The 18,818-nt window shown below is 62.5% G+C and carries 16 protein-coding genes; 8 read left to right on the top strand and 8 right to left on the bottom strand.

Annotated elements, in window-relative coordinates:
• Window positions 1-75: 75 nt before the first annotated feature.
• Window positions 76-1,029: a radical SAM protein gene (locus ACZ52D_RS15035; protein ID WP_464441797.1), complete on the top strand. Its 954-nt coding sequence runs from the start codon at window positions 76-78 to the stop codon at window positions 1,027-1,029.
• Between the two features lie 70 nt (window positions 1,030-1,099).
• Here the strand turns inward: ACZ52D_RS15035 and ACZ52D_RS15030 are convergent, their stop codons facing one another.
• On the bottom strand, window positions 1,100-2,278 hold the full coding sequence (locus tag ACZ52D_RS15030) for a hypothetical protein (RefSeq protein ID WP_464441796.1): 1,179 nt from the start codon (window positions 2,276-2,278) through the stop codon (window positions 1,100-1,102).
• A 191-nt stretch (window positions 2,279-2,469) separates the two neighbouring features.
• Entirely contained in the window at window positions 2,470-2,739 is a 270-nt protein-coding gene (locus tag ACZ52D_RS15025; RefSeq protein WP_369929144.1) for an usg protein, read from the bottom strand.
• Window positions 2,740-2,961: 222 nt separating this feature from the next.
• Between ACZ52D_RS15025 and gyrA the strand changes: the two genes are divergently transcribed.
• Both gyrA and ACZ52D_RS15015 read left to right on the top strand, forming a co-directional pair.
• Complete coding sequence (gene gyrA / locus ACZ52D_RS15020) at window positions 2,962-5,664, top strand: DNA gyrase subunit A (RefSeq protein ID WP_222453241.1); 2,703 nt, start codon at window positions 2,962-2,964, stop codon at window positions 5,662-5,664.
• Between the two features lie 132 nt (window positions 5,665-5,796).
• Window positions 5,797-6,147 carry a DUF6614 family protein gene (locus tag ACZ52D_RS15015; protein ID WP_464441795.1) on the top strand — a complete coding sequence of 117 codons (351 nt, stop codon included), beginning with the start codon at window positions 5,797-5,799 and terminating at the stop codon, window positions 6,145-6,147.
• Between the two features lie 179 nt (window positions 6,148-6,326).
• Here ACZ52D_RS15015 and ACZ52D_RS15010 read toward each other — a convergent pair whose 3' ends face one another.
• From ACZ52D_RS15010 to ACZ52D_RS15000, 3 genes are read right to left on the bottom strand one after another with little or no spacing between them, the layout of a single operon-like run.
• Window positions 6,327-7,796 (bottom strand): carboxypeptidase M32, encoded by a 1,470-nt coding sequence (locus tag ACZ52D_RS15010; RefSeq protein WP_464441794.1) that lies wholly within the window; start codon window positions 7,794-7,796, stop codon window positions 6,327-6,329.
• Window positions 7,797-7,800: 4 nt separating this feature from the next.
• Entirely contained in the window at window positions 7,801-8,946 is a 1,146-nt protein-coding gene (gene ctaA / locus ACZ52D_RS15005; RefSeq protein ID WP_222453244.1) for a heme A synthase, read from the bottom strand.
• Window positions 8,947-9,006: 60 nt separating this feature from the next.
• Window positions 9,007-9,759, bottom strand: coding sequence for an RNA methyltransferase (locus ACZ52D_RS15000; RefSeq protein WP_222453245.1), 753 nt, complete (start codon window positions 9,757-9,759; stop codon window positions 9,007-9,009).
• Window positions 9,760-9,925: 166 nt separating this feature from the next.
• Between ACZ52D_RS15000 and ACZ52D_RS14995 the strand changes: the two genes are divergently transcribed.
• The gene (locus ACZ52D_RS14995) at window positions 9,926-10,558 is read left to right on the top strand and encodes a thiamine phosphate synthase (RefSeq protein ID WP_464441793.1); all 633 of its coding nucleotides are present in this window, start codon (window positions 9,926-9,928) and stop codon (window positions 10,556-10,558) included.
• 30 nt (window positions 10,559-10,588) lie between these two features.
• On the opposite strand, the gene ACZ52D_RS14990 is transcribed toward ACZ52D_RS14995, so the two are convergent.
• Window positions 10,589-11,740: a HupE/UreJ family protein gene (locus tag ACZ52D_RS14990; RefSeq protein WP_464441792.1), complete on the bottom strand. Its 1,152-nt coding sequence runs from the start codon at window positions 11,738-11,740 to the stop codon at window positions 10,589-10,591.
• 304 nt (window positions 11,741-12,044) lie between these two features.
• Between ACZ52D_RS14990 and ACZ52D_RS14985 the strand changes: the two genes are divergently transcribed.
• From ACZ52D_RS14985 to ACZ52D_RS14975, 3 genes are all read left to right on the top strand, one after another.
• The gene (locus tag ACZ52D_RS14985) at window positions 12,045-12,953 is read left to right on the top strand and encodes a PfkB family carbohydrate kinase (protein ID WP_464441791.1); all 909 of its coding nucleotides are present in this window, start codon (window positions 12,045-12,047) and stop codon (window positions 12,951-12,953) included.
• Entirely contained in the window at window positions 12,950-13,861 is a 912-nt protein-coding gene (locus tag ACZ52D_RS14980; protein WP_464441790.1) for a pseudouridine-5'-phosphate glycosidase, read from the top strand. Before ACZ52D_RS14985 ends, ACZ52D_RS14980 begins: the two co-directional genes overlap by 4 nt.
• Before the next feature lie 85 nt (window positions 13,862-13,946).
• Window positions 13,947-14,657, top strand: a complete 711-nt coding sequence (locus ACZ52D_RS14975) for a DUF502 domain-containing protein (RefSeq protein WP_464441789.1) — start codon at window positions 13,947-13,949, stop codon at window positions 14,655-14,657.
• On the opposite strand, the gene ACZ52D_RS14970 is transcribed toward ACZ52D_RS14975, so the two are convergent.
• Together ACZ52D_RS14970 and ACZ52D_RS14965 are read right to left on the bottom strand one after the other, a co-directional pair.
• Window positions 14,654-15,682, bottom strand: coding sequence for a patatin-like phospholipase family protein (locus tag ACZ52D_RS14970; protein WP_464441788.1), 1,029 nt, complete (start codon window positions 15,680-15,682; stop codon window positions 14,654-14,656). The genes ACZ52D_RS14975 and ACZ52D_RS14970 overlap by 4 nt on opposite strands.
• 91 nt (window positions 15,683-15,773) lie before the next feature.
• On the bottom strand, window positions 15,774-16,547 hold the full coding sequence (locus ACZ52D_RS14965) for a 3-hydroxybutyrate dehydrogenase (RefSeq protein ID WP_464441787.1): 774 nt from the start codon (window positions 16,545-16,547) through the stop codon (window positions 15,774-15,776).
• 324 nt (window positions 16,548-16,871) lie between these two features.
• Here ACZ52D_RS14965 and ACZ52D_RS14960 point away from each other — a divergent pair, with 324 nt between their 5' ends.
• Window positions 16,872-18,689, top strand: coding sequence for an extracellular solute-binding protein (locus ACZ52D_RS14960; RefSeq protein WP_464441786.1), 1,818 nt, complete (start codon window positions 16,872-16,874; stop codon window positions 18,687-18,689).
• Window positions 18,690-18,818 lie beyond the last annotated feature (129 nt).

The raw sequence follows: 18,818 nt of genomic DNA, 5'->3' as shown, positions 1-18,818 counted from the left end.
AGGTCCGGCGGCTTTCAATTCCCGCATAGTATAAGGTAGCTTGCGCGGAAGGGAACTGCTGCAAAGGATATCCGCATGAAAGATCTGCAAAAACCCGCTGCAAACACGGGCAAGTTCCAGGACCCTTATATTACCGCAGACGGGCAACCCCGTGCATCGGTCCCCCTCAGCAACCCGCAGACCCTGTGGTTCAACACCGGTACACTCTGCAACATCGAGTGCGACAACTGCTATATCCTCAGCTCCCCGACCAACGACGCGCTCGTGTATCTGACCGCCGCCGAGGTCGAAGACTATCTCGACCAGCTTGAGGCACGCGGCTGGCCGGTGCAGGAAATCGGCTTTACCGGCGGCGAACCCTTCATGAACCCGCAGATGATCGCCATGGCGCGCGCAGCATTGGAGCGCGGCTACAAGGTCCTGATCCTGACCAACGCCATGCGGCCCATGATGCGAAAATCGGTGCGAGCGGGGCTGCTGAACCTGCAGCAGGCTTTTGCCGACCAGTTGACCCTGCGCATCTCGGTCGACCACCACAGCAAGGCCCTGCACGACAAGGAACGCGGCGCAGGCAGTTTCGCCAAGACCCTCGAAGGCATGCAGTGGCTGCGTGACAACGGCTTTTCAATGGCGGTTGCAGGCCGCACGGTCTGGGGGGAGAGCGAAAGTGACGCGCGTGCGGGCTACGACGCGCTCTACCGCGCCCACGGATTTGCAATCGACGCCTTCGATCCCGGCCAGACCGTGCTGTTCCCGGAAATGGACGAAACCGTTGAAGTGCCCGAAATCACAACCGCTTGCTGGGACATCCTGAACAAGTCTCCGGACAGCGTCATGTGCGCGTCCTCGCGAATGGTGGTGAAGCGACGGGGGGCTGAACGTCCGGCCGTGCTGGCCTGCACCTTGCTGCCATATGCAGAGGAATTCGAGATGGGCAGCACCCTGGCCGACGCCGAGCGGGCGGTACAGCTGAACCACCCGCATTGTGCCAAATTCTGCGTATTGGGCGGCGCCAGCTGCTCCGCCTAAACTGCCCCCCCTGCCCGGGCACGAGGCCCGAGCAGGAGGTTCAGTCATCCGGACGTAACGTCCGCCCGGATCAGGCGAAAAACGCCCACTCGCCGACCGAGAAGTTGTCGGCGGTCAGGGTGACGTCATTGCTGAATTCAACCAGCACATTGTCGCCGTAGTAAAGCTTGTCCGCGTCATTATCCATGAACAGGCGATCCTCTTCCGCATCCTGCCACTCCTGACGGTCAAAGGTCACGGTCGCATCCCGCGGCAGCAGCTCCCTGGCTTCCTGCTGGTCGAACACGAAGACATCCTTGTCGGCGTCGAAGTCCCGGATAACCGCGACGGTGGAATAGGCATCCAGTTCAACGAACAAGCGATCCCGACCGCCGCCCGTCTTGATCGTATCGGGCGCGTTGGCAAAGCTTCCCGTCAGAACATAGATGTCATCGCTTCCAGCGCCTGCGGACACGAACTCGCTGTGCACGCCTTCCAGGACGATGGTATCCTTGCCGCGGCCGGTGCGGATATCCACATCCAGGTCCTGCGCATGGCTTACCGTCGAGCCGTGGATCACCACCGTGTCATTGCCATTTCCGGTATTGACGCGAACGTCGGCGGACACCGCCCAGCGGGCGCTGAAATCGAAGTAGTCATGCCCGCTGCCCGTTGCGACATTCAATTGCCCGATGCTGTTGTAGGCCTTGTAGATCACCGCATCATTGCCCTTCAGGGTGCTTATGTCGATCTCTGCCCCCGAGCAGTTCTGATACTGCGCGATCTTCAGCGTATCATCCTGAGTGCCAGCGACGATTGCGAAGGTGCCACTGTTGAAAGCGGGCATGGCTGAGCTGTAGTTGCCGAGGGAGATATCGTAGTCCCAATGCTCCACCGACCTTACGCTGGTTTCGATCAGGCTCAGCTCCAGTCCGCCCTGATCGACCGCATTGATCACAATGTCGGATGCGACGGTGTCATAGCCCCGGCCACCATCAAAACTGATCTGCCGGTAGTCGCTGTAATGCGCGACAAATCCCTCTTCCCTGGTGAAATCGAAGTGCAGCGTTTCGAGGGTGTCATCCCCGCTGCCGCCAAAGAACCGGTCGGATTGGTCGGGGCCGAAAACCCGGTCGGGATCATTCTGGTCGAAATCGTGATGAAAGATCTCGAACACATCATCCCCGCCGCGGCCATAAAAGCTCTCGCGGATTTCGGTGGTTGCCTTAAACCGGTTGTCAATATCTGTGCCGTAAACGCGTGTACGCATGAGAATTTGCCTTGCCTCAATTCTTTACCATCGGCACCGGCAAGCATTGCACCAAGGGGGCACAACCTGAACACCTGCCGAAACCTGTGGGCGCGACCCTATTGCGCGAGTCGGAACGCGGCAATTGAAAAACAACGCAAATTCGCCCTGATCCCATCGATCAGCGCAGTGCGGCGTTTCGCAAGATGTGGTCAGTGGATCGGGAACTCTCCCACCACGTTTCGCCATTCATTTGGACCGATCATCTTGCGATGGCTGAACCGTACTGAATGCAAGGGTCCGTCGATCTCGCGTTGCCAGAACTCGATGAATTCGAACAGGCGTGGATGATCGGGCAAAAGGTCGTATTGCTGCCACACGAAGGTGTTCAGCACATGGGTGTAATCCGGCATGTGGTAGGTCAGCTCCGCCGTGGTCAGCCCATATCCCTTCAGCATCAGTTCAGTTTCCGTTGTCTCCATAATTGTCCTCCAATTCTATCCCCCTTCCCATGATGCTAGGAGGTAATTGGTTAATTTCTGTTAAAACCTGCATCATACCGTAAAATCGGTCTCGCCTGCGGACCGCCGGGCTGTGTGCTTGCGCCTCATATGCGGTATCTGATAGGGTGCTAACACAAGATATAGAGCCAGAAGAAAGAGCGGGCAGCCAACGTGAGCGATACGCCGGAAACTCCTGAAAATATGGATGAAAACCTGCCGGAACGGCCAGTCTATGACGGTCCCACGGTCTCCATCGAGTCCGAGATGCGCAACTCGTATCTCGATTACGCGATGTCGGTCATCGTCAGCCGCGCGATCCCGGATCTGCGCGACGGGCTGAAACCGGTGCACCGGCGCATTCTCTATGCAATGCATGAGTCCGGCAACACCCACGACAAGCCTTACCGGAAGTCGGCCCGCCCCGTCGGCGACGTGATGGGTAAATACCACCCGCACGGGGACAGCGCGATCTATGACGCGCTGGTGCGGATGGCGCAGGACTTCTCGATGTCGCTGCCCCTGCTGGACGGCCAAGGCAACTTCGGCTCGATGGACGGGGACAACCCGGCGGCCATGCGTTACACCGAGGTGCGCATGGACAAGCCCGCTGCGGCGATCCTGGCGGACATCGAAAAGGAAACCGTCGATTTCCAGGACAACTACGACGGCAAGGACCGGGAACCCACGGTTCTGCCCGCGCGGTTCCCGAACATGCTGGTCAACGGCGCCGGCGGTATCGCGGTCGGCATGGCCACCAACATCCCGCCGCACAACCTGGGCGAAGTCGTCGATGCCACGCTGGCGCTGATCGAAGACCCGGACCTGACCAGCGAACAGCTGATCGACTACATCCCCGGCCCGGACTTTCCGACCGGCGGCGTGATGCTGGGTCGCTCGGGCGCGCGCAAGGCGTATCTCGAGGGTCGCGGCAGCGTCATCATCCGCGCCAAGACCCGCGTGGAGGAGATCCGCAAGGACCGCTATGCCATCGTCGTGGACGAGATCCCCTACCAGGTGAACAAGGCCGCGATGATCGAAAAGATCGCCGAGCAGGTTCGCGAGAAGAAGATTGAGGGCGTCGCCCACGTACAGGACGAATCCGACCGCAACGGCGTGCGGGTCGTGGTCGAGCTGAAGCGCGATGCAACGCCCGAAGTGGTGCTGAACCAGCTCTACCGCTTCACGCCGATGCAGACCTCCTTTGGCTGCAACATGCTGGCGCTGAATGGCGGCCGACCTGAGCAGCTGACGCTGCGAAAGTTCCTGACCTCCTTCATCGAATTCCGCGAGGACGTCGTTGCCCGCCGCACCGCTTACGAGCTGCGCAAGGCGCGCGAGCGCAGTCACATCCTGTGTGGTCTGGCCGTCGCGGTCTCCAACGTCGACGAGGTGGTCGCCACCATCCGGGCCTCGGCCGATGCCGCGGAAGCGCGTGAAAAGCTGATGACGCGACGCTGGCCGGCCGCCGAGATCGCGGACTACATCCGCCTGATCGACGATCCGACCCACACGATGAACGACGACGGGACCTACAACCTGTCAGAGACCCAGGCCCGCGCCATCCTCGAGCTGCGTCTGCAGCGCCTGACCCAGATTGGCGTCAAGGAAGTTACCGACGAGCTGGAAGAACTGGCGCGCAAGATCAAGGAATACCTGGAAATCCTGTCCTCGCGTGAGCGCATCATGGGCATCATCGCGGACGAGCTGCGCGAGGTGCGAGACAACTTCGCCGTGCCGCGCCGCACCGAGATCGTCGACTGGTCGGGCGACATGGAGGACGAGGACCTGATCGAGCGGGAGGACATGGTGGTGACCGTGACCTCCGGCGGCTACATCAAGCGCACCCCGCTGGCAGACTTCCGCGCCCAGAAGCGCGGCGGCAAGGGCCTCAGCGGCATGCAGACCAAGGAAGAGGATGTGGTGACCACGCTGTTCGTGGCCAACACCCATACCCAGCTGCTGTTCTTCACCACCGACGGCATGGTCTACAAGCTGAAGACCTGGCGCCTGCCGCAGGGTGGCCGCACCTCCAAGGGCAAGGCGATCGTCAACATCCTGCCGATCCCGCCGGGCGTGTCGATTGCCGCGATCATGCCGGTTGATGTGCCGGACGAGGAATGGGAAAACCTGCAGGTGGTCTTTGCCACCTCTGGCGGCGACGTGCGTCGCAACCGGTTGTCCGATTTCACCAACGTTCGCCGCAACGGCAAGATCGCGATGAAACTGCCCGAGGACGGCTCGGTGCAGCTGGTGAACGTGCGGATCTGCTCGGAAGACGACGACGTGATGCTGTTCACCAACTCGGGCCGCGCCATCCGCTTCCGCTCCACCGATGTGCGCGTGTTCAACTCGCGCGAATCCACCGGTGTCCGCGGGATCAAGCTCACCGGAGAAGACCGGGTGGTGTCGATGTCCGTCATCCGGCACTCCAAATACACACCGGAGCAGCGCACGGCCTACCTGAAGATGCGTCGCGCCATGGCCGGTCTAACCGACGACGCCGAGGCTTCGGATGAGGACGCGGTGGAAGATCCCAACTTCTCGACCGAGCTCTATGCCGAGATGTCGGCAGCCGAAAACCTGATCCTGACCATTACGTCGGGCGGTTCGGGCAAGCTGTCGTCCAGCCACGACTACCCTGTGCGCGGCCGCGGCGGTATGGGTGTCACCGCCATGGACAAGGCTATGCGCGGAGGCGAGATCGTCGCGTCCTTCCCGGTGGAGATGGACGACCAGATCATGCTTGCAACCTCCAAGGGGCAGTCGATCCGGGTACCGGTGGAGGGAATTTCCTTCCGCTCCCGCTCTGCCGGTGGCGTGCGGGTGTTCAACACCGGCAAAGGCGAAGAAGTCGTCTCGGTCGCCTGGATCGCGGAGAACGGCGAGGACGAAGAAGAGAGCTGAAGCCCTTATAACACTGCATCAACGACAACGCCGCCCCGAAGTTCGGGGCGGCGTTTTTTTGGCGTTTAACACACTGCTAACCCTTCTGTGCCAGCCTCATCCTGTGGTTGCCCATCTGCGAGGAGACGCCTGATGAACCTCTATCACTGTGCCATCGATCTGCACCACGAGGCCAAGGCCCTGAGTTTTGCCAGCGCGGTCGACCAATGGCTGGGCTACCTGAAGGAACGCGGCGTGGTCCAGAAATGGCGCCTGCTGCGGCGCAAGTTGAACCTGGCCAGCGGCGAGTCCCGTGATTTCATGCTGGAGATCGAATTTACCAATATGACCCAGCTGGACCAGGCCTTCCGCGTCCTTGGCGAACATGACGAGGAAGTCGAGCGGCTGTATTCGAACGTCTCGGCGTTGATTGCCAGGGCCGACTACGGCCTCTATCGACCGTTCCCCGACCCGGAGCGGGCCGAGCGCATGGCATTGATCTGACCGCCGAGCGAATTCAGATCAGCGTCGGCGCCAGAACGAAGCTGGCAAAAAGCAGATAAGCTACGGCTGTGTGCATCTTGTTACCCTCTCAACTCACCACGTTCTGAGAGGATACCCCAACAATACGGCAATTCCGGGGCAACCGCTGCCCGTCACCCCGGACCCCTGGCCGCCCCGATTTACAGATCGTAGATCAGGCCGAATTTTTCGTTCAGATACGCCAGCAGCGGCTCATGCCCCGGCTCCATCCCGGACGCATGGATGATGGTGTCGCGCGGGCTGCGCAGGCCACCGAAGTGTTGCAGGTTCTGGCGCAACCAGCCAGTCGCGGCCGAGGTAACGCCTGTCGCCAGCTCTGCATCCAGGCCCGGCACGTCCCGGCGCAGCGCCTGGTACAGGCAGCCGGAGTATACATTGCCAAGGGCATACGTCGGGAAATAGCCAAACAGGCCGACGGACCAGTGCACATCCTGCAAACAGCCGTTCGACGGCTTGTCCACGGCATAGCCGAAATCCGCCTCGAAGCGATCGTTCCACGCGGCTTCAAGGTCGGGGACCTCCAGATCCCCCCGCATCAGCGCGCGTTCCAGATCAAAACGGAGCATGACGTGCAGGTTGTATTGGAGCTCATCCGCCTCGGTGCGTATGTAGCCTTTGTTGACGCGGTTCACCGCTGCATAGAAGGCATCCGCATCGGCGATGCCGAAGTCGCCAAACATCTCCTGCATCTGCCCGAACAGCCATCCCGTGAAGGCGCGGCTGCGCCCGATCTGGTTCTCGTAGATCCGGCTCTGACTTTCATGCACCCCCATCGACACCCCGCGTCCCAGCGGTGTCAGCAGGAATTCGCGTGAGATGTTCTGCTCGTAGGCGGCGTGACCGACCTCGTGAATGGTGGAGTAGATGCAGTTGAAAGGATCGGTGGCGCTGGTGCGCGTGGTGATGCGCACATCCAGCCCGGAGCCGGAGCTGAACGGGTGAACCGCCTTGTCGACCCGGCCATGGCGCAAATCATAGCCGAAGGTTTCGGCGATCTTGACGCTCAACTGCATTTGCTTGGCTTCGTCGAACTTGCCTTCGACGGCCTTGGGGGCGGGACGGTCCAGCACTTTGGCCCGCAGCTCCACCAATCCGGGGCGCATGGCATCAAAGATCTCGGCGATCCCCGCGCCGCTCATGCCGGGTTCATAATCCTGCACCATGGCGTCATAGACATCGCCACCCGCAGCCAGCGCCTGGCCTTCTTCGCGCTTCAGTTCGACCACTTCGGCCAGGACAGGCAGGAAGGCGGCGACGTCCTCGGCGGCGCGGGCCTCGGCCCATTTGCCCTGCGCCTCGGACGTGACCTGGGCAAGACGCTTGGCCAGATCGGCGGGGACCTTCACCGTGCGCTGGTAGCTGCGGCGGATCTCGCGCAGCTGCGCGGCTGCGACCTCATCCGAAGCGTCGGCCTGCTCCAGCCATTCGGCCACGCGCGGATCGCTTCGGCGGGCATGGAGTACCGCTTCGATCGCGGCCATTTCCTCGCCCCGCTGGGGTACCGCGCCCCGGGGCATCACGGTTTCCTGATCCCAGCCGAGACGGCCCGCGATCTGCGCCAGCGCCTGCGTTTCGCGTTCAAACGCCATCAATTCGTCAAATGCGGTCATGGTCTCAATGGTCCTTGATCGAAGTTGCAATCGGATAGGCCGACAGGTAGCGGGCGCGCAGGATCAGCACCCAGACGACGATCGCCACCAGCTGGTGCGTGATCGCCGCATGCAGCGGCGCCGCGTAGAGCACCGTGACGATCCCCAGCACCACCTGAACCGACATCGCGGCGATCACCGCGTTGAAGGCAAACCGGGTGCGCGCATGGGCCGAACCGCGCCCGCGCAGCCAGGCCACCACCGCAAAGGCGAACAGCAGGTAGCCCGCAACCCGGTGGATGAACTGCACCAGGCCGGGGTTTTCAAAGAAGTTGCGCCACAGCGGCTCGACCATGAATGGGTTCGGGGGGAACACCTGACCGCCCATCAGCGGCCAGTCGGTATAGGAACGCCCCGCGTCGATCCCGGCCACCAGCGCCCCCAGCAGGATCTGCAGGAAGGCGAAATGCATCAGGCCGGTGGAGAGACTGAAGAGCTTGGCCTCCTTGGCCCGGCGCGCCTGCATCAATTCCCGCTCCTCGCGTCCAAGCAGCAGCACGTACCATGCAATGTAGCCGAGGATCACAAAGGCCAGCCCAAGATGCGTCGCCAGACGATAAGAGGCGACAGAGGTCATGCCCTCTCCCTGGGTGACGCCAGAGGCCACCATCCACCAGCCAATCGCGCCCTGCACCGCGCCCAGCACACCGGGCAGCAGCAAGCGACCGGTCCACCCTGCCGGGATCTTCCGGGCAACCAGGAAGCCAAAGAAGCCAAGGGCCCACACCAGACCGATCACGCGCCCCAGCTGACGGTGCCCCCATTCCCACCAGTAGATTTCCTTGAAGTCCGCAAGCTCCATCCACTGGTTCTGGATGCGCCATTGGTCGATCTGCTTGTACTTGTCGAACTCGGCCTGCCACTCGGCTTCGGACATCGGCGGGATGGCACCGGTCACCGGTCGCCATTCGGTGATCGACAACCCGCTGTCGGTGAGCCGGGTCAGTCCGCCGACGACGATCATGGCCACCACCAGGCCAAACAGCACCATCAGCCACGCGCGAATGGCCCTGCGAGCGCCGGAACGGCCACGATCGATCACCCCCGGCTGTACCACGGGCGCGTCGGATTTCTCGCCCTCGACTTCTTGGAAAATGCTACGCTTGCTCATGCTTGCCTCGTCAACTTTGCTGCCAAGCTAGGGGTGGTTTCAGCTGTGGTCCAGTGCGGCTTATTGGCCGTCCCGTTCCTTCCAGCGCACCATCTGCCGCATGATGCCATGCAACATCTGCACATCAGACCGGGTCATCCGCATGCGGGACCAAAGGTTGCGCAGGTTGGTTTTCATGCCCTCGGCCTTTTCCGGCGGGAAGAAGAACCCTGCCTCATCCAACCGCTGCTCGTAATGCTCGACCAGCTTTTCCACCTCGAGCCCGGTGGCCCATTCGCCCTTGCGGCCGAGATCGGTGGTTTCATGCACCACTTCCGCGGATTGCCGCATCCATTCATAGCCGGTCAGCAACACGCATTGGCCGAGGTTCAGCGAGGCGTAGAGCGGGTTCACCGGCACCGAGATGATGGCGTTGGCCTTGGCGATATCCTCGTTCTCCAAGCCCGCGCGTTCGGGGCCGAACATCACCGCGACCTTCTCGCCTGCGGCGATCTTCTCCGCCGCGATCTGCATCGCGCGCTCGGGGCTGTAGACCGGTTTGGTCAGCCCGCGCTGGCGGGCGGTGGTGGCGAATACATAGGTGCAATCGCCCAGCGCCTCGGGCACGTCCGCGCAGAGCTGCGCCTCGTCCAGCAAGCGACCCGCGCCCGACGACATGGCCACGGCCTTGGGGTTGGGCCAGCCGTCACGGGGCGCCACGATGCGCATCCGGTCCAGTCCGAAGTTCCACATCGCCCGGGCTGCGGCACCGATATTCTCACCCATCTGCGGGCGGACAAGGACAAAGGCGGGTTGGGGGTTTTCCGTGGGCATCTTCATCTCCGGCAAAATCGGCACAGCTCTACTGCCCACAGCGCTGCGGGGCAAGGTCCAGCGCCGCCTGACCGCCCTTTTCCTGCCCCTCGCACCGCGCAAATCCTTGCGTCCCGCAGCAAATCGGATAAATACCGACCAATTCCCTGAATATTGGAGCGCCACGATGGAAAGCCCTGCAGACGCACCGGAACAGCCGCAGATCTACCTGATCTCCCCGCCCAGTTTCGAGCTGGGCAAATTTCCCGGTCAGCTGGCACGGGTTCTTGACGCGGTCGAGGTCGCCTGTGTGCGGCTGGATCTGGCCAGCCGTGACGAAGACACGCTGAGCCGCGCGGGCGACGCCCTGCGCGAAGTGACGATGGCGCGCGACGTGGCGCTGGTGATCTCCGACCACCAGATCCTGGCCGAGCGCCTGGGGCTGGACGGCGTCCACCTGACCGATGCGTCAAAATCCATCCGCACCGCGCGCAAGGCGCTGGGGCCGGATGCCATCGTCGGCTCCTTTTGCGGCGCGTCGCAACACGACGGAATGGTCGCGGGCGAAGCGGGCGCGGATTACGTCAGCTTCGGTCCGGTCGGCACGTCCGGTCTTGGCGATGGTGCCCAGGCCGAGGTTGACCTGTTCCAGTGGTGGTCCGAGATGATCGAGGTGCCGGTCGTCGCCGAAGGCGGGCTGACCGAATACCTGGTGCGCCAGGTCGCGCCCTTCACCGACTTCTTTGGTATCGGTGATGAAATCTGGCACGCCGAAGATCCCCTGGCGGCACTGAAGACGCTGACCCGGGCGATGGGCTGATCCGGGCCGATCCAGAGGAAAGTGGGCGCCTTACAGGACCAGGCGCTCAACCAACCAATAGCCGCCGACCACCGCGATGGTGAGCGACGCCGGGATCGCCACCCGGCCCCGGTATTTCGGGTGCCGCCCGAACCACAGGCGCACCCCCAGATAGGCCACTGCGACCACCGCAACCTGAACCGCCGCCACACCCAGGCCGAAGCCAACCAACGCGGGTGACACCGCGCCCGGAGGCAGCCCGGCTTGCGTCAATGGTTGGGCAAGCGCAAGGCCGTGCAGCAGGCCAGCGACCACGACCAGCACCACGCGCCAATAATGCAGGCGACGGACAAAGATATTCTCCACCGCCACCAGAACGATGGTCAGCGCGACCGACAGCTCGACCACTGCGAGTTTGACAGCCACAGCCCCGACAGCGCCCAGCGCGAGCGTCAGGCTTTGCCCCGCGAGGAACAGGCTAACCTGCAGCATCAGCGGCCACAGGCGCGGGCTGAGCAAGAACAGTCCAAGAACGAACAGCAGGTGCTCCACTCCCTTGGCCGGAACATGGGCCATCCCGAGACGCGCATAATCGGCAAGGACCTCCATCGGGGCGCCGACAGTGCCGCCGCCGATCGGTATCGCGACGGACCGCTGCCCAGCCTTCAGAAAGCCGGTATAGGGCGCCTCTACGGAATTTTGGCGCAGCACCACCCCGCCGGATCCGGTCGGCCATGATATTCGCAAGCTGCGCGCATTGGCTGGCAGGGATCCGACCAGGCGCAATGTCGACGCGCGCGGCACGGTCGTATCACCGACATCCGGGATGAGTACGGTCTCCAACGCCAGCTCTACGGGGCCATTGGCAGTGACCGAGAGGTCGTTCAACCAATCCTCGGCAAAGAGACGCACCATTGGTTCAATCTCTGCCGGAGTCAGCGCCCGAAGTTCATCGTAATCGGCGGATAGCGGGCTTTCCTCGGTATTCGCCAGCCGATCCAGATCCATCCCCGCCACGAAGGCTTCCGCGTTCATCCGCAGCTGCAACGTGATCCGGCCTTCCGAAACGGAGAAATCCACGATCGTGGGCGTCACCTCGTGGCTTTGGGCAGGCGAGGCAACAGCGGCAAAGGCGCAGATCACAAGCGCGACGCATATCCGCAGCCCTTTCAACCAACGCCGCAATCCGGAGGACAACGTCATGTCATCTTGCCTGTACCACTCCCCACTACTTGTGCCGGACGGCGCGCCCCTTCCGGCGCAATTTACCCGATGTGGTCCCACGAGTGTTGGATAGGGCTCTCAAGATAGCAAGCACCTTTGTGGCGACACCTGCGCCGTCGTTGCCCCGGGATGCCTGCGTGAATGCAAACAGCGGACGCATTCGCAGACCTCTTGCCGTGCGACACGCACCTGGCAACCGCCAAGGCGGGATGCGCCGGACCTTTACGGCCACGGCGCGGCGAACACGCTTGCGAAGTTTTGTCAAAGGCGGCAATAGGTTTCCATGACACAAGCGCCAAACACTTCAGCCCCTGCCATCCTGTGCATCGGATCGGTCCTTTGGGACATCATCGGCCGCTCGAGCATGGAAATGCAGCGTGGCTCCGACATGCCCGGTCGCATCACCCGTCTCCCCGGCGGGGTGGCGATGAATATTGCGATGACCCTCGCCCGCTTTGGCATGACGCCTGCCCTGCTGACGTCGGTGGGGCGCGACCCGGAAGGGGACGAACTGATCAATGCCTGTGGCCACCTTGGCCTCAACACGGACTATATCTATCGCTCCGAGGACCTGCCGACCGATCGCTACATGGCGGTCGAAGGCGCCAACGGGTTGATTGCCGCCATCGCCGATGCCCATTCCCTCGAAGCGGCAGGGGACAAGATCCTGCGGCCGCTGTCCGACGGCGCGCTTGGCTCTGCCCAGGCCCCCTATGAAGGCCAGGTGGCCTTGGACGGCAACCTGACCCTGTCGCTTCTGGACGAGATCGCCGCCAGCCCGGCCTTTGCCGCCGCCGACCTGCGCGTGGCCCCTGCCTCACCCGGCAAGGCTGAACGCCTGCGCCCCTTCCTCAGCCGCAGCCGCGGCACGCTCTACGTGAACCTCGAGGAGGCCGGCATCCTGTGCCAGGCCGAGTTCACCGACAGCGAGACTGCCGCAAAAGCCATGCTCGCGCGTGGCGCGGCGCGGGTGTTGGTGACCGATGGCGGCAAATCCGCAACCGAGGCCAGCGCCGCTGGCGCAATTACCCTCGAGCCGCCCCGTGTTACCGTGGCCCGCGTCACCGGAGCAGGCGACACCTTCATGGCGGCGCATATCGCCGCCGAAGCCGGCGGCGCCGACCGCCGCACCGCATTGACCGCGGCGTTGAAAGCCGCCGCCACCTACGTTTCAGGAGAACCCCCGCTGTGATCGACATCCGTTATTCCGCCGAGGTCCAGTCCGCCAAGGATGAGGGCCGTGCCATCGTGGCGCTGGAAAGCACCATCATCACCCACGGCATGCCCTACCCGCAGAATGTCGAGGTTGCCGCCCAGGTCGAACAGGACATCCGCGATGCAGGCGCCGTGCCCGCCACCATGGCAGTCCTGGACGGCGTGCTGCACGTTGGTCTCGAACCCGAGCAGCTGCAGGCGCTGGGACAGGCCAAGGGCGTCGCCAAGATTTCGCGCGCCGACATGCCCGCCTGCATCGCCACCGGCGGCACCGGCGCCACCACCGTAGCCGCAACCATGATCGCCGCTCGGCTGGCGGGCATTTCGGTCTTTGCCACCGGTGGCATCGGCGGCGTGCACAAGGGGGCCGAGACCTCCTTCGATATCTCCGCCGACCTGCTGGAGCTGGCCCAGACCCCGGTCACCGTGGTCGCCGCCGGCGCCAAGGCCATTCTTGACGTCCCGAAGACGCTGGAAGTGCTGGAAACCCAAGGCGTGCCGGTGATTGCCTACGGCCAGGACAGCTTCCCCGCCTTCTGGTCGGCGCAATCCGACCTGAAGGCGCCGCTGCGCATGGATGACGCCGCCCAGATCGCCCGCGCCCACGCAACCCGGCAGGCGATGGGCCTGCCCGGCGGGCAACTGGTCGCCAACCCGATCCCGGCCGAGGACGAGATCGCCGCAGAAGACCTCGCCCCCGTGATCGCGCAGGCCCAGTCCGAAGCGGATGCGCAAGGCATCGCGGGCAAGGATGTAACGCCGTTTCTGCTGTCCCGGATCTTTGAATTGACCGAAGGACGTTCGCTGACGGCGAACATCGCACTGGTGCGCAACAACGCGCGACTGGCGACCCGGATCGCCCAGGAACTGAACAAACTGGCATAATGACTTGATTTTGGGGGCGGCCCCCATTGCTCCGCCCCCATTCAATGCCTAGGTTCATTTGGAAATTTCCGCAAAAGCTGACCAGATGACAACGCCCTTCGACGAAGAACCCCACCGCCGCCCCGGACTGTTTTCAAGGCTGCGCGCCTCTTTCTTTACCGGCATCGTGGTGATTGCCCCGGTCGGCCTGACAATCTGGCTTCTGTGGTCCGTCATGGGGTGGATCGACAGCGTGGTGCTGCCGCTGGTGCCGCATACGTTTCGTCCTGAACAATACATCGGGATCAACCTGCGCGGCGTCGGGCTGATCATCTTCCTGTTGTTCACGGTCATCGTCGGCTGGATCGCCAAGGGCATCATCGGCCGGTCGATGATCAGCTTTGCCGAAAGCCTCGTGGACCGGATGCCGGTTGTGCGTACCGTCTACTCGGGCATCAAGCAGATCTCCGAAACCGTGTTTGCCCAATCCGAGCGCAGCTTTGAAAAGGCCTGCCTGGTACAATACCCGCGCAAAGGCATCTGGGCGATCGGCTTCATCTCCACCACGGCCAAGGGCGAGATTGCAAACCGTGCGGAAACCAGCGGCAAGCTGATGAGCGTCTTCCTTCCCACGACACCGAACCCGACCTCGGGCTTTCTGCTGTTCGTTCCCGAGGAAGATGTGATCGAGTTGGACATGTCGGTCGAGGATTCCGCGAAACTGGTGATTTCCGCAGGCCTCGTCTACCCCAACCCCAAGGATCCGAGCCAGCCGCTGACAGCGGACAGCGGCCAGGGCGCGCGAAAGAGCGCCTAACTGAACATCTCCGGCAGATCGACCGAGGACCGCTCACCCAGGTTGCCCCAGTCGCGCTCCAGGAACTTGTCAGCGGCGGCGCGCCCTGCCTGTTTCAACCGCGCCAGGATCTGCGGCACCGGAACCAGCTTGGTGGTCACGGACAACTGAGTCATCAACGCATCGTCGGAAATCATGTGGACCCGGACCGCCTTCATCCGCCCCGGCTCCAGCGTGCCATCCGCCAGCAGCCGCTGCACGAAGTTGATCGCCCGCAGTTCGCGCAACAGCGAAGAATTGAAGCTGATCTCGTTCACCCGGTTTCGTATCTGTTGCGGCGTCTTGGGGATTTCATCACGTTCCAGCGGGTTGATGTTCACGATCACCACGTCGCCGGGCAGGTTTTCGCGAAACAGTGGGAACAACGCGGGATTTCCGGTGTAGCCACCGTCCCAATAGGCCTCGATCCGGCCCGTCCGGGGATCCTCGATTTCCACCGCTTGAAACAGATCGGGAAGACATGCCGAAGCCAGAATGGCGTCGGTCCCGAGCTCCTCCCCCTGGAACACCCGGATCTTTCCGGTCCGCACACAGGTCGCGCAGACAAACAGTTCCGGCCCCTCATCGGCACAGACATTGGCAAAGTCGAAAGCCTCGACCACGTCGCGCAGCGGGTTGCGATAGAACGGCCCATAGTGGTACGGCGAGACGACCTGGCTCATCGTATCCATTGGCGAGAACGGCACCATCGCCTCCCAGGTGCTGGCCAAGGCCACGGCATCAAAGCGCGTCAGCCAATGGGCAAAACGCATATCGCCCACGGCGCCCATCTTGCGCCACAACCTGTCCAAGGCGGCCTTGGCACCTTCGCGCCCGCCCTGCACCATGCCCGACTTGAACGCGGCACCGTTCAGTGCGCCAGCGGAGGTGCCGGTGATCGCCGCCACCTCCAACCGCTCTTCCTCCAGCAGGCGGTCGAGAACGCCCCAGGTAAAGGCCCCATGGGCGCCGCCGCCCTGCAGGGCAAGATCAATCCGTTTCACCATCGCGTTTTCGCCCCTTTCGCCTGTGCTGTCTCAGAGCAGGCAGGAGAAACGAGACAGCGCCGCCCCTCTCCCGCCTGCCGAACGCGCGCCCTTAAAGGGCGGTCCAGCCGCCGTCGACGCTGATCGTCGTGCCCGTAATCTGCGCTGCCGCATCGGAGCACAGGAACACGGTGGTCCCTCCCATCTGCTCGACAGTGGCGAATTCGCGACTGGGCTGGCGCTCCAGCATCACCTTCTTCACCACATCCTCGCGGCTCATGTTGTATTTTTCCATCGTGTCCGGGATCTGGGCCTCCACCAGAGGTGTCAGCACGTAGCCCGGGCAGATTGCGTTACATGTGATCGGTTCCTCCGCGGTTTCCAGCGCGACAGTCTTGGTCATGCCCACCACCCCATGCTTGGCCGCCACATAGGCCGATTTGTAGGGGGATGCCGTCAGGCCGTGGGCCGAGGCGATGTTGACGATCCGTCCCCAGCCTGCCGCCCGCATCATCGGCAGCGCCGCCGCCATGGTGTGATAGGCCGACGACATATTGATCGCGATGATCGCGTCCCACTTTTCCTCGGGAAAGCTCTCGATCGGGGCAACATGCTGAATGCCCGCGTTGTTCACAAGGATGTCACAGGCTCCGGCCTGCTCGATCAGGGCGCGGCACTCGCTCCCCTTGGACATGTCGGCCTGAATGTAGCGGGCACCAACGCCGAATTCGGCCGCAAGTTGACTGGCAAGCTCATGATCCTCGGCGCGATCCGTAAAGGAATTCAGCACCACATCGGCGCCAGCCCGGGCCAGTTCGCGCGCGATGCCCAACCCGATCCCGGAGTTCGACCCGGTGATAACGGCGTTTTTTCCTTTCAACGACATTTGGCTATACCCCTCAGCTGTCGGTTTCTGGCCGCACTGTGCCATGCTGCAACTGCAAAATAAACGCGTAGGAGTACGGAAAGATCCACACGTTTTGCCGCGCGGACAGCCTTGGCAACCGGAGCCGTGTCACCAAAAAAAACGCCCGCGCGAGGCGGGCGTCAGTTATTGAGGCAGGTTTCATACAGGCAAGAAACCTATCGAGCAGTGACCCCTTTATAAGCAATTTCCCAGTTTCATCCAAGCTAAAAGTTTGAAAAGACGGTGGAGCGCGCCTAGCGTGATCGCGCAGGAAAACAAGGGCCGTCGGGGATTGTAGGCAAAATGAGAAAAGAAAATTTCCGGATTTTTCGGGCTGCATGGGCAGGAATCACCTTGGCTTTTACCGCCAATTTCGCCTTGGCAGAATCAGCGCATGGCATAGCTATGTATGGGGACCCGGCTCTACCACCGGATTTTGTGTCCCTGCCCTATGCCAACCCCGACGCGCCCAAGGGCGGACGGGTTGTCTTTGGTAACACCGGTGGCTTTGACTCGTTGAACCCGTTTCAACTTAAAGGCACCGTCCCCTGGCAACTCCGCTACTGGAGCTATGAGAGCCTGATGGGTCGTTCCTGGGACGAACCCTTCACCCTTTATGGGCTGCTGGCCGAATCGATTGAGGTTCCCGAGGATCGATCCTGGGTCGAATTCACCCTGCGGGAGGAAGCGCGATTCTCCGACGGAAGCCCGGTTACCGTTGAAGACGTGATCTGGTCCTACGAGACCCTGGGAACCAAGGGACACCCCCGCTATCGCGGTTTCTGGACCAAGGTCGAAAGCATTGAACAGACCGGCCCGCGCAAACTCAGGATTGCCTTCAATACGCAGGATCGCGAGTTGGCGCTGATTGCCGGAATGCGACCGATCCTCAAGAAGGCCCAATGGGAGGGCAAGGATTTCGCCACCGACACCGTCGACGGCGCGCCCATCGGGACCGGCGCCTACGTCGTGTCGGACTACGAAGCCGGGCGTTACGTCACGCTGCAGCGCAACCCCGATTACTGGGGCGCCGATCTGCCGTTTCGCGCAGGAACGCAGAACTTTGATGAAATGCGCATCGACTTTTTCGGCGATGAAACCGTCCTGTTCGAAGCCTTCAAGGCGGGTGAGCTGAGCGCCGTGCGCGAGTTCAATGCCGACCGTTGGGAGGTCGCCTATGATTTCCCCGCCGCGACACGTGGCGATATCGTGAAGACCGAAATCCCTCATCAGCGCCCCTCCGGGATGACCGGCCTGGTGATGAACACCCGCCGCGCTCCCCTGGACGATTGGCGCGTGCGCGAGGCGCTGTTGCTGGCGTTCAATTTCGAATACATCAACGGCACGATTACCGGCGGCAGCCAGCCCCGCATTCAGTCCTATTACTCGGGCTCGGTTCTGGGCATGCGCCCCGGCCCGGCAGAAGGTGCCGTACGCGAGCTGCTGGAACCCTTCGCCGACGACCTGCCTCCCGGCACGCTGGAGGGCTATAGCCTGCCCGAAGGCGATAGCAGTGAGCGAAATCGAAAGGATCTGCGGCGCGCAGCCAAGCTGCTGGCAGAGGCCGGCTGGACCGTACAGGACGGCGTGCTACGCAACGACGATGGCACGCCGCTGGAACTGACCGTGCTGATCCGCCAGGGCGACAGCGAGATGGACACGGTGATCGGCATCTATGGGCGCGCATTGGAGCGCCTCGGCATATCGCTTAAGGTGGAGACCGTCGATAACGCCCAATTCGTCGAGCGCGAGACGAATTACGATTTTGACCTCACACGTTACCGCCGGGAACTGTCTCTCAGCCCGGGTAACGAACAGCGCTATTACTGGGGAAGCGAGGGGATTACCGAACCCGGCAGCCGCAACCTGATGGGCATGAACAGCCCGGCCGCCGAAGCGATGATCGATGCGATGCTAACGGCCAAGGAGCCGGAGGATTTCGTTCACGCCGTGCGCGCGCTGGACCGGGTGTTGACCGCTGGTCGCTATGTGATCCCCTTCTGGACCTACGACGTGGGCAGGATCGCGCATAAGAAAGAACTGCGCTTTCCCGAGACACTGCCGATCTACGGCGACCGGACCGAGTTCATGCCGCATGTCTGGTGGTATCAGCCAGAGTAAAGCATTTGGTGTCGCCTCCACTGCCCCTGCAGGTGCAGATAGGGCGGCGACACCACCTCTCTCCGGATTCCCCTCTAACAGACCCGCCCTTGCATTTTCGCAAAACTATCCTGTGCACATTCCGGCCTT

Source organism: Leisingera sp. S2M4 (assembly GCF_055398055.1).
This window is presented reverse-complemented; position numbering and strand designations above follow the sequence as displayed.